At 63.3% G+C, this 11285-nt stretch carries 8 protein-coding genes; 5 read left to right on the forward strand and 3 right to left on the reverse strand.

From position 1 onward, the window contains the following. Positions 1 to 25: 25 nt before the first annotated feature. Complete coding sequence (locus ACUY4T_RS08060; protein WP_446018425.1) at positions 26 to 199, forward strand: PLD nuclease N-terminal domain-containing protein; 174 nt, start codon at positions 26 to 28, stop codon at positions 197 to 199. 267 nt (positions 200 to 466) lie between these two features. On the opposite strand, the gene ACUY4T_RS08065 is transcribed toward ACUY4T_RS08060, so the two are convergent. Genes ACUY4T_RS08065 through ACUY4T_RS08075 form a run of 3 tightly spaced genes read right to left on the reverse strand, consistent with a single transcriptional unit; the run spans position 467 to position 4809 of the window. Continuing rightward, positions 467 to 1210 carry a TY-Chap2 family putative peptide chaperone gene (locus ACUY4T_RS08065; protein WP_446018406.1) on the reverse strand — a complete coding sequence of 248 codons (744 nt, stop codon included), beginning with the start codon at positions 1208 to 1210 and terminating at the stop codon, positions 467 to 469. Positions 1211 to 1234: 24 nt separating this feature from the next. Continuing rightward, positions 1235 to 4327 (reverse strand): DEAD/DEAH box helicase, encoded by a 3093-nt coding sequence (locus tag ACUY4T_RS08070; RefSeq protein ID WP_446018426.1) that lies wholly within the window; start codon positions 4325 to 4327, stop codon positions 1235 to 1237. A gap of 56 nt (positions 4328 to 4383) precedes the next feature. Beyond that, positions 4384 to 4809: a (deoxy)nucleoside triphosphate pyrophosphohydrolase gene (locus ACUY4T_RS08075; RefSeq protein WP_446018407.1), complete on the reverse strand. Its 426-nt coding sequence runs from the start codon at positions 4807 to 4809 to the stop codon at positions 4384 to 4386. Positions 4810 to 5466: 657 nt separating this feature from the next. Here ACUY4T_RS08075 and ACUY4T_RS08080 point away from each other — a divergent pair. The 4 genes from ACUY4T_RS08080 (at position 5467) to brxC (ending at position 11230) form a co-directional block, all read left to right on the forward strand. Continuing rightward, positions 5467 to 6267: a hypothetical protein gene (locus tag ACUY4T_RS08080; RefSeq protein ID WP_446018408.1), complete on the forward strand. Its 801-nt coding sequence runs from the start codon at positions 5467 to 5469 to the stop codon at positions 6265 to 6267. 279 nt (positions 6268 to 6546) lie between these two features. Then, positions 6547 to 7164 (forward strand): BrxA family protein, encoded by a 618-nt coding sequence (locus ACUY4T_RS08085; protein ID WP_446018409.1) that lies wholly within the window; start codon positions 6547 to 6549, stop codon positions 7162 to 7164. Then, a complete protein-coding gene (locus tag ACUY4T_RS08090; protein ID WP_446018410.1) occupies positions 7161 to 7763 on the forward strand; it encodes a DUF1788 domain-containing protein in 603 nt (200 codons plus the stop codon). The genes ACUY4T_RS08085 and ACUY4T_RS08090 overlap by 4 nt, the downstream gene beginning before the upstream one ends. A 2-nt stretch (positions 7764 to 7765) precedes the next feature. Next, entirely contained in the window at positions 7766 to 11230 is a 3465-nt protein-coding gene (gene brxC / locus ACUY4T_RS08095; RefSeq protein WP_446018411.1) for a BREX system P-loop protein BrxC, read from the forward strand. Positions 11231 to 11285: the final 55 nt, after the last annotated feature.

The raw sequence follows: 11285 nt of genomic DNA on the forward strand, positions 1-11285 counted from the left end.
GGTTCGAATGTGGGTTGTCCTCTTGGTGTTCGGCATTCCGGCGCTCGCCGTCTGCATCGCCGCGCTCATCCACATCGGTCGAGCCCAGCTGAACGACACCGCCCGGGCCGTCTGGGCCCTGGTCGTGCTCCTGTTCCCGTTTGTAGGCGGCATCGTCTGGTGGTCGGTGGGAGCGCGCGGACTGTCAACGCGAGGCTGAGGCTCCGCATTGCCGCTTAGCGTGTGACGAGGAGTCCCGGACTCGTTCTGACCGCCAGCCGCGCGACGATGATTCTCGCCCACCCGCGCCCGCAAGACCGGGTTCGGGCCAGGGATGGGCGGTTTCGAAGGCCTCAAGAACGTGACACTTCAAGCGGTCGAACAGAAGTGAGCAAGCCGCGGGGAGGGGGCGTTGCGTTTCTCTGGAGACTGACCTCAGCCCCAAGCGGACCGTGAAGGGTGAAGCGCCGATGCGGCGCGACAGGACCTACCTCCCGAGACCCGCCAGAAATAGGTCAACGACCATGGCCCGGAGATCTCGATCGTGAACGGGATACTCGGACATCAGATCGGTGACCCGGCCGCGAAAGTACAGGCGGCCCTCGGAGGAGAGTAGAGCGAGCGGTTGATTTTGCCGGAGCAGGGCCCAGAAGTGAGCTTCCCGGTTGCCAAGGTCCCAGGGTTCGCTACGAATGGCCCGAGCATCGGCCCGCGCGTCCGGGAAGGCTTCCAGGTAATCTAGAGGCCCCGTGCCGTACCCAGCCGTGTCGTAGTAGCAGTTTCTGCAGTCCCAGGGATGGCGGTCGTTGAGCATCATTGTGAGTGCGCTGCTGATAAAGCGATACGCCAACGATCGTCCTGTGCTTGACGGAGCCGGATCGGTCAGACTGAGGTTGGCGGCAGCTTCGATCTGCTTCAGGAGATGATGCGGGTCCGCAGCCGCGAGCGCATCAGCTAGGTGTGCGACGGCACCTTCAACGTGCGCATTGTCGTCGCGGTGGGTCACCACACGAATGGTCCCGCCGCGATTGATACGGATCCACCTGTCCCCGTCAGTTAGGCGGCCCGCTGGGCGGACCCAAAGTTCGTCGCCGAGCCCACCACCAGGATGCGCTTCATAGACGATATGGGTGGGATGCCGACGCGCGAGCTCCGATGCAATCCACCAACTCTGCTCGATCTGGAACCGACTCGCTGGCTGCACGTATCCCCAAGGGACTTCGTCACCCATGTCTCCTGCCTCCGGATCGCGAGCTCACGCCGCCACCGCGCTCGCCGCAAGGTACAGCTCCATTGGCATCTGATACTTGAGCCGCCAGGTGAACGCAATCGGCCGACCGCCCTCATGTGAGACATACTCCGCGGGCCCAAGAAACACATACGGAGAAGTGCCGAGGTCGTTGTCTTTCGTCTCGCGGACGAAGATCAACACGTTCGTTCCGCGTTCACGGTGATTGATGTACCGCTGGCCGGTCTTCGAATCGACGGAGGTTGTCGATTGTGACTCCCAATGGAACAGCGTCGGGCTCAGGGCATAGTCGCGGTACAACGTGGTTGCCGAGTACTCGCGCTCCGACTTCTTCAACGTCACGAAGAACGCGTCGGACTGCAGCTCGTCGATCCAGACCACACCTTCGCGGAAGTTGTTCGGCGTTCGGCCGTTCCGCACCCATCCGAGTGCCGCCAGAATCTCTTCGCGCTGATACTGCGCGTGGACTCGGAGAGGCGTGCCCGGCAGCTCTGCAGGAACGCGGGTCAGCCGACCAGTTTGGTCCATGCTGAGCTCGACGACCTCTGCGATTTCAGCGCGCGCTGCAGGCTCCCCCTGAAGCGCCTCCAACCCTGCCGCAGCGTCAGCGAAGCCTCCACCAGAAGGCCAGATCGAGGAGAAGAGCATCTGAGCGTGCGCGTCCTGCAGCGGAGAAAGCGTGCCAGGCGAGAGCTGCCCACGCAGCAGCCGCACATAGGTGTCCGCCCGTTCCGGATCATCAACGTGCGCGAGCGCACGAACGCGCTTCAACACCGTCGACTCAATCGGGCCAGGAGGCGGCGTCGGGATGCCCGCGTCGCGCTTGATCGTGGTCCAGGTGCGCGGCGGCGTGCCCGACCGCAAGATGTCACTGAGCTCCAGACCGTTTACTCTGAGAAACTCCCGGAGGCCGTCGCGATCAGTCGATCGCGCCTCCGAGACGAGCTCTCGTGTCGAGAGTGACAGTTGATTGCGGATGCTGTGAAGGACGAGTTCCCGGCTCACCCGATCGAGCATGACTTGGGAGCCGGCGGGCAAGAAAGGGAATCCAGCTTCGACCTGCTGCCGGATGCCCGTCCTGCTGGCGCCGGTGAGCGCCCGGAACCGCTTGTCGAAGCGGAATTCCTTGCGATGCATCCCGACGAAGTCCAGCGCCGTCAGCACGGCCTTCGACTCGCTATGACGGAGCCCGCGACCCAACTGCTGAATGAACAGGGTCGCGCTCTCCGTGGGGCGCAGGAAGAGGACGGTGTCGATCTCAGGGATGTCGAGACCTTCGTTGAGCACATCAACGGCGAAGACCGCGCTGAGCTTCCCGTCGCGGAGGTGCTGCAGGATCGAGGCCCGCTCCTCAGCAGGAGTGTCTCCGGTCAGGGCTGCAGAAGGAATGCCTGCGTCGCGGAAGACCCGCGCCATGTAGCGCGCGTGATCGACGCTCACGCAGAAGCCCACGGCACGCATCGCGTCGAGATCCCCAACCTTGTCGCGGACTTGGTTCAACACGATTCGAGCGCGAGCGTCATTGCCAGTGAACAGGTTGCTCAGTTGGGCTTGGTCGTAGCGTCCGCGCTTCCATTCGATCCGTGTGAGGTCAGTCTCGTCCGCAATCCCGAAGTAGTGAAACGGCACCAGTAAGTCGGCGTCGAGCGCATCCCATACTCGGAGCTCATGAGCGCTGCGGCCCCCGAAGAACTGCCGAACGTCGTAGCCGTCGGTTCGTTCGGGTGTCGCCGTGAGCCCCAGCAACTCCTTGGGTCGGAAATGATCGAGCAGTCGTCGGTACGTCGGAGCGGCTGCGTGGTGGAATTCGTCGATCACGATGACGTCATACGCGTCCGGCCGGATCTTCGTCAGATCGAGCCGAGCGAGAGACTGCACCGATGCGAACACGTGGCCCCAGCGTGATGGGACGTCGCCGGTGTGATACGACTCCCCGAAGCTGCCGTCGGAGAGAACCTCGCGGTAGGTGCGCAGCGATTGGGTGAGGATCTCGCCGCGATGAGCAACGAACAAGAGGCTGAGGTCCCGCCCTCCTGCCTGCTCCCGCAGTCGGCGATAATCCAGAGCCGCGACTACGGTCTTTCCCGTCCCCGTGGCCGCAACCAGGAGGTTCTGGTGGCGATCGTGTACCGTCCGCTCGGCGTCGAGGGCTTCGAGCATCTCAACTTGGTGGGGGTATGGGCGCACATCCAGTCCGGAGAGCGAAACTGTCACTCGGTCTGTCGTTCGCCGACCTGACGCCTCCGCGAGCGCGTCCTTGAGACGGTCCTCGTCTCGGTCTGGGTCGTATGGCTCGAACGACTCGTCCGCCCAGTAGCTGTCGAAGGTGGCACGAAACTTCGAGATCAGGGCCGGCGTCGCGACGCTCGAGAGCCGGACGTTCCACTCGAGTCCTTCAAGCAACGCCGCTTTCGAAAGGTTCGACGACCCGACATATGCCGTGTCGAAGCCCGTGTTGCGATGGAAGAGCCAGGCCTTCGCATGAAGTCGCGTGCGTCGGATGTCGTACTGGACCTTCACCTCTGCGCCGAATTGCTCGACCAACCGCCGTAGCGCGTGCGGGTCAGTTGCGCCGATGTACGTTGTGGTCACGACGCGCAGTGCAGCGCCGCGTTCGCGCAGTCGCCCCAGTTGTTCCTCGAGCACCCGCAACCCATGCCACTTCACGAAGGCGCAGAGCAGATCGACCTTGTCGGAGGTGTCGATCTCTGCCCGCAGTTCATGCCCAAGCTGCGGTTCATCTCGCGCATTGGTGAGCAGAGCCGTCTCGCCGAGGGGGATTGCGGGACGCACGTCAGGGTAGGTGATCACGCCTGGCCCTGAATCGGGCGCGAGGCGCTGGAGGATCTTCAGCTCGGGTTCGAGCATTTCATCGAGGACACCCAGCTCGTGAAGAAGCCGGTTGACCACGCCCACGCGTTCGCCAGTGTCGTGCAGGTCGATGAGCGCGCGCTGGGTTGCGCGAGTGACGTGCTGCACCAACAGATCCGGCTCAGCCGCCTCGGACACACGCGACAGCCGCTGCTGTGACGGCGGGAGTGAGTCCAGCACATGCCGAAGCCGAACGGTGAGAGGGCTTTCGTAGAGGCCGTCACGCATTCGCGACGCATTATCGAGCTCTGGTAGCTGGGCGGCCTCATCATCGGAGCCGGTGCTCATTGGCGATCGGACCTCTCGACGAGGGCGGAGACCGCGGGCAGATCAGGTGCTGCCCAACCAAGGTCGGCAAGTTCGTCGATCCGAAGCCAGGCGAGCTTGTCGTGGTCAGTACTCCCTTCGGGTCGCGGGCCAAGGAGCGTCGCGTCGTAGGTCGCGAGGTCGATCACCAGGTCCCCGACCTGGGTTCGCGATCGGTCCACGAGTTCGCCCACCTGAATGTCGACACCAAGCTCCTCGAGGAGCTCTCTCCGCAGCGCAGCGCGCGGATCCTCACCGCCCTCGACTTTGCCGCCCGGGAACTCCCACTTTCCCGCAGCTGCCTTGCCCTCGGCGCGTCGGCACGCAAGCACGGTTCCGTCATCAAAGATGGCCGCCGCGACCACTTCCAACTCCGCGCTGGCAATCCCAAGTTCCGTCGTCACGTGTCGAACCTATCGACGGCCGCCGACGTGGCGCTATGCCGACGGCGGGGTCGCACGGTTCGCGCTCTGCTCCATAGCTCCTTCGAGGTCCAAGATCGCCACCCCAAACGGCGCGGTTCGCGCTCGCCGGCGTCCTGTGCTTGGTCTAGCGCTCGACCGCGTGGACAAGGGCGCTCACTTGGGTCGCGGTGGCAGCCCAGAGGCTATCGCGCGATTCCACGGCGTGAGTAGAGCTCGCTACCGTCACCCACAGGGGGTCGACATGCGCGCGCAGCCACTCGCCACGGCGCGAAGCCGTCGCGAAGCTGCGCGAACTCGTCGCTGAGGCGAAGGGTGGCGACGCGCTTGCGCCGGTGACGATCATCGTGCGCGACAACATCGCTGCGCTCGCCGTGCGTCGGTCGCTCGCGCACGGCATCGGTGGGCGGCGCGGCGTTGCGGTGATTAACGTGAGAGCACCCGAGCTACGGTGTGCTGCGGGAGCATCACGCACGACACGTGACCCCAGAACGGGGGCCGCGCGGCCTCCGAAATCAGCGCGCGGTCATGAACCGCGCGGGAATGACGTCGCTGACCTGCCTCCCGATTCTCCGGTGCTCGTCGGAAAGCCGGCCCACGATCACGTGTGAGGCGATACCGCCGATACGATCGTCAGCTATGGCCGAGAGCAAAGAAGTTGAGAGTCCTGGATCGCGATTCACACAGGTCCTGGACGCCTCGGCGAAGCTACCCGGAGTCCGAATCGATCGAGCAAGCTACCTGCGCGCAGCGCTGAAGCGTTACTGCTCCGAGGAGCAGATCGACGCCGCGATTGCTGAGACACCCGCGGCGGCTGGCGTTCCTTTCGAGGTAATCACTGAGGTCGCCAACACTTCGATCAGGTTCGAGACAAGCAAGGTGACCGGGATCTCCACGCTGGCTGGAATTCCGGGTGGGTTCGCGATGGTGGGCACCATCCCCGCCGACCTTGTCCAGTATTTCGGTCACGTGCTCCGCATCGCTCAGAAGCTGGCCTATGTCTACGGCTGGCCCGACCTCTTCGCCGATGATGGCGAAGAACTCGATGAGGCCACCGAAAGCATGCTCACCCTGTTCGTAGGGGTGATGTTCGGAGTTCAGATGGCTCAGGCTGGGGTGACCAGAGTGTCGGCGATGATCGCCGGACAAGTCCTCAAGAAGCTGCCGCAACAAGCCCTGACAAAGGGGGCGATCTACCCTGTCGTGAAAAAGGTTGCGGCCTACCTCGGCATCCGACTGACGAAACAGCTCTTTGCCGGTGGTGTAGCGAAGCTCGTCCCGGTCGCGGGAGCCGTGTTCTCCGGTGGACTCACTCTTGTGACCTTCCTTCCGATGTCGAAGCGTTTGCAGAAGCACCTCGCAAGCCTCGAGCTCACGAAGCCGGGGCACCGAGTGAACGAAGCGAGCGTCGGCGCAGAGGATGTCGAAGGCGTCGCCTAGGCGATGGCCGTGACGCCATGCCGCTTCTTGCCGCCCCGATCCAGGGCACGCCGCCCCAGCACGGGTAGTGACCCTCGTCAGGCCCATGGTGCGTCACTTGCCGCGAGATCCGCTCATGCGGTGCCCAGCACCGGATCGCCCCACCCGCTGGCTAGGCTCAAGTCAGGCCTAGTCGAGGTGTGCCAGAGGTTGGCATGCGCCAATCCGCCCAACTCCGCTAAGCTGCTCCACTTGCCATTTCCAGGCGAGCGAACCGAACAACGCTGGAGGTGTGCGTCGATGTCGCAGTACCGGCTGTCGTTCACATCGGGGCGCCTGTACGTCACTGAACTCGCGCTCGTTGCGGCCGAGCTTGACTCCGTCGCCGGCGACCCGGTTCGGGCTCGCCGGCGGCTCGAGACACAGCGTCTGCTGCCGGGCCGCACAGATGCTTCGATAGCTCGCCTGACACGCGAGCTCGTCGATCGCACATCACGGTTGTCTTCCGCTGAGCGTGACCTCCTCCAACATGGCAACGACGAGGAGCGGGCTCAGCTCGCGTGGATCGCCCTGACGCGCCAGTACGAATTCGTCGCAGACTTCGCGCGCGACATCGTTCGGGAGAAGTTCCTCGCCTTGGATCTCGACCTTGATGCGGACGACTTCGATCGCTTTCTCCGCAGGCAAGCTGAGTGGCACCCGGAACTCGAGGCTCTGGCGCCATCGACGGTAGCGAAGCTCCGTCAGAACCTGATGAGGATGCTTCGCGAGGCACGCATCGTGAACGATGACGGTGTCATCGAGTCTGCGATGCCGAGCGATCGAGTGGTCGCCGTGCTCAGCCATGCGACAGCGAGGCGCGATCTCTCCGTCTTTCCCCTGCACGACGATGTGATCGCTGGAGCCGCCCGCGCATGAACACCCGAACCGCGCTTCCGCAGCAAGAGGAGCACCTTTTTCGCGTGATGAGCAGCCCGCGCTTCCTTGCGATGGAAGGGCTGAACAACGAGATTCCCGTCTACATCTATCCCTATGACGCGTCGAAGCATCGCGACGTGGAGGAGGGAACGAAGAGGCTCAAGCGGCGGCTTGCTGAGATTGGTGTCACTGCGCTTGAAATCAATCTGCATGAGCTGGCCGTCGATCTGCTCCGTGAGCGGGGCTTCCTCGAGGCCGTCGCGGCGACGGAGCCACAGGTCGCGCGCGAGCACTTTCTTGAGGATCTGAGGTCCATGCTGGACCCGCGTGAACACCTCGTTCCGGCGATCCGCCGTCGATTGGCCGAGTCCACGGCGCGGGTCGTCATCCTCACCGGTGTCGGCGGAATCTATCCCGTCATCCGGTCTCACGTGGTGCTTGAGAACATTCATGAGATCGCGCGCTCGATCCCGGTCGTGATGTTCTTCCCCGGCAGCTACACCCACTCGGCCGGTCTCGGCTCGACCTTGTCTCTCTTCGACCGCCTCCATGACGATCGCTACTATCGCGCTCGCAACATTCTCGACACGGAAGTCTGAACATGCCCGAACAGCTCAAGCTTGCCGAACTCTTTGTAAAGGACATCGCTCGCCCCATCGATGGGGTGATCCGTGCGAGCGATGCCAGTCATTTGCGTACTGAGATTGACGAGTACGTCCTAACCAACGAGATCGAGAAGTACCTCTCGAAGGTACTCGAGGCGTACATCGACTATCAGACCGCCAACGGCGTGTGGATTTCGGGATTCTTCGGCTCTGGCAAGTCCCACATGCTGAAGATGCTGTCTCATCTGCTCGGCGATGTCGCCCGGCAGGAGTTCCCGCGAGCCGAAGTTGCGACCAGTTTCGAGACGAAGACTGATGACGCGTTCCTCCGCGGGTTGATCGCGAAGTCCGCCAAGATCCCGGGAACGAGCTTGCTCTTCAACATCGCTGAGGAGGCTACGAACAAGGATCAAGGGGATGTCATCCTTCGCGCGTTCGCACGCGTCTTCAACGAAGCGCGGGGGTACGAGGGCAAGCAGCCGTACGTTGCGCGCTTCGAGCGGGATCTGGACCGTGAAGGAAAGCTCGAGGCGTTCAAGGAGGCGTTCCAGGCGCGGGCGAACGCGAAGTGGGAAGATCGCCGCGACGCTGGTGTCTTCGCCGAAATGTGGGCTGCGCCGGCCTTCGCTGAAGTCACCGGGGCAGGGGACGATGCGCCGAAGAACATCCTCGCCTCGTACCGCGAGACATACTCCTTGTCGGTCGGCGACTTCGCCGAAGAGGTGCTCGACTGGCTGAATGCGCAGGAGAGCACGCAGCACCGTCTCGCCTTCTTCGTGGACGAGATCGGTCAGTTCATCGGCTCGAATGTGGGCCTGATGCTTGAGCTGCAGACCATCGCGGAGGCGCTGAACACGACCTGTCAAGGCCGCGCGTGGGTGTTCGTCACCTCTCAGGAGGACATGGAGAAGGTCGTCGGCGACCGCACGCGCGAGCAGAGCCAGGACTTCTCGAAGATCCGTGACCGCTTCAAGACGCGCGTGAATCTGACGAGCCACGATGTCGAGGAGGTCATCCGAAAGCGCCTCCTGCTGAAGACTACGGTCGCGGCCGACGCGCTTGAGGTGCTGTTCGAAGAGGAGCACGCGAACTTCAAGACCTTCTTCGAATTCGGCGACAACGCGAAGACCTTCCGCAATTACCCGAACGTCGAGAGCTTCGTCGGCACGTACCCGTTCGTGAACTTCCAGTTCGGGATGTTCCATCTCGCGATGATCGGCCTGTCGGAGCACAACGCGTTCGAGGGTCGGAACGCGGCAGTCGGCGAGCGCTCGATGCTCGCGGCGGTGCAGCAGGTCGCGATGCGGTTCGGCGACCGGCAGGTGGGCTCGCTCGCTCCGTTCGACAGCTTCTACGACGGGCTCGAAGCGGACATCAAGGCTGCGGCGAAGGGTCAGATCGAGATCGCGCGCCGAAACCTCGGCGACGATTTCGCGGTGCGGGTCCTCAAGGCGCTGTTCCTGGTGAAGTACGTCGAGGGCTTCAAGGAGCACACGACCGTTCGCAACATCGGAATCCTGCTCTTCGACGACTTCGAGCAGAACATCGCGAAGCTGCACCTCGACATCAAGGCTGCTCTCGACCTTCTTGAAGCGCAGACGTACATCCAGCGCAACGGCGACGTCTACTCGTACTTGACCAACGACGAGCAGGTGATGGAAGGCGAGATCAAGAACGTTCCCGTGGACTCGAGTGAGGTCAGCCGGAAGCTGCACGAGCTGCTCTCCGGAGACGTCATGCGGCCGACCAAGATCACCTACAAGAAGACCGGACAGGACTTTGCCTTTGGGTGGATGATCGACGACCAGGTCCACGGCGCGCAACGTTCGCTCACGATTCATGTCATCACGCCCAACAACCCGCATGCGGAATCCGATCTGCGTCTCCAGAGTGCTGGGCGCGACGAGCTTCGGGTGATCCTGGCGGCCGATGATCGGTTGCTGCCCGACCTTACGCTGTTGCTGAAGACCGACAAGTACGTCAAGCAGAAGAACACCCCGTCGTTGTCGGCGGCGGAGCAGAGCATCCTGCTCTCGAAGCGCGCGATGAACGATGCGCGTCGGAAGGAGCTGATCGAACGACTCCGCCGTGCGGTCGGTGCCGCGACGCTCATCGTCAACGCGCAGGATGTCGCGTCGAGCACGCAGGACGCACAGGGCAAGCTCGACGAGGGGCTGCAGGCTCTCGTCGGCAAGGTTTACCCGAGCCTGAACCTGCTTGGGGGAGTGGTGTTTAGCGAGTCGGATGTCGCGAGCTATGCCCGCGGCGATGGGGAGACTCTGGATGCCGCGATCGAATACACAAAGCTCAAGCCGGTCACCGACGAGGTGTTCAATCGTGTCGCGCTGGTCGCCCGGCAGGGGGGCCAGGCGACGGTGAAGACCCTGGTCGACCACTTCGAGGCGAAGCCCTACGGGTGGCCGCTCGCCGCGACGCTCTCGGGTCTCGCCCGACTCATCGCGACTGCGGAGCTCACGGCGTCTGTTGACGGCAACGTCGTCAAGCAGCCCGACCTTGCCTCGACGCTGAGGAACACCGCGCGTCAGGCACAGACCGTCGTGAAGGTGACGGAGGTCATCGACCCCGCCAAGGTGCAGCGGTTGCGGCGCTTCTGTACGGACTATTTCAATGAGCCGACGACACTCGCTGATCCGGGCGAGCTTGCGCGCCACGTACGGGACCGTCTCGTCGGTGAGCGCGACCTTGTCGTGGCTCTGCGGGGCACGGCGTACCCGTTCGCGTCCGAACTGGATGAGCCGCTTCAGCTGCTGAATCGCGCGGCGGGGCAGACCGAGGATTGGTTCTTCGACGGCTTTGTTGAGGTCGCCGATCTCCTCCTCGAGGCGAAGGAGAGCGTCATTGCGCCCGTACAGTCATTTCTCGCCGGCGACCAGAAAGCGATCTTCGATGAGGCGCAGGCACTGCTCGACCGTCAGATCGGCAACATTGCGTTTGTCGACGACGATCAGGTGAATCCGGTCCGCGAGGCGCTCGCCGACCCGGGAATCTTCCGCGGGGCGAAGACCGCGAAGCTCAAGCAGGCCGCGAACCTGCTGCGTTCGGCCATCGAAGACGCGGTCGATCAGGAACGTGAGCGTGAGATGGGGGTGATCGACGAACGGATTGCGCAGGTGCGCGCGTCCGCCCAGTTCCAGGCCGCCGACGACGACACGCAGGAGCGCGCAATCCGTGTGCTCGAAGTCGCCCGTGCCCCGCTCGAGGCAGTGCAGTTCGTGGCCGAGATTCGACAGCTCGGAGACCGGTTCGAAGAGAAGGCCCTGCCGGAGGCATTCGACCTCCTAAACGTCACCGATGAAGTGGTAACGGTGTCGCTCGGCTCGATCGACATTCCGAAGAACGTCGTGGTCATCGATTCGGAGCTGGCACTTGACCGGTATCTCGCCGACGTGCGCGCCGCGATCTTTGCCGCGCTTGAGGACGGAAAGCAGGTCACCCTCTGATGGAGACGTCGGGTTTGCGTTCGTTTGCGGGGTGGGCGCGTCGGGGGTTGGTTGC

The sequence above is a fragment of the Agromyces arachidis genome, assembly GCF_052805135.1.

Bases quoted from the DNA above. Each gene is read 5' to 3' on its own strand.
- ACUY4T_RS08065 (WP_446018406.1), bottom strand. From the start codon at position 1,210: ATGGGTGACGAAGTCCCTTGGGGATACGTGCAGCCAGCGAGTCGGTTC.
- ACUY4T_RS08070 (WP_446018426.1), bottom strand. From the start codon at position 4,327: ATGCGTGACGGCCTCTACGAAAGCCCTCTCACCGTTCGGCTTCGGCAT.
- ACUY4T_RS08080 (WP_446018408.1), top strand. From the start codon at position 5,467: ATGGCCGAGAGCAAAGAAGTTGAGAGTCCTGGATCGCGATTCACACAG.
- ACUY4T_RS08085 (WP_446018409.1), top strand. From the start codon at position 6,547: ATGTCGCAGTACCGGCTGTCGTTCACATCGGGGCGCCTGTACGTCACT.
- ACUY4T_RS08090 (WP_446018410.1), top strand. From the start codon at position 7,161: ATGAACACCCGAACCGCGCTTCCGCAGCAAGAGGAGCACCTTTTTCGC.
- brxC (WP_446018411.1), top strand. From the start codon at position 7,766: ATGCCCGAACAGCTCAAGCTTGCCGAACTCTTTGTAAAGGACATCGCT.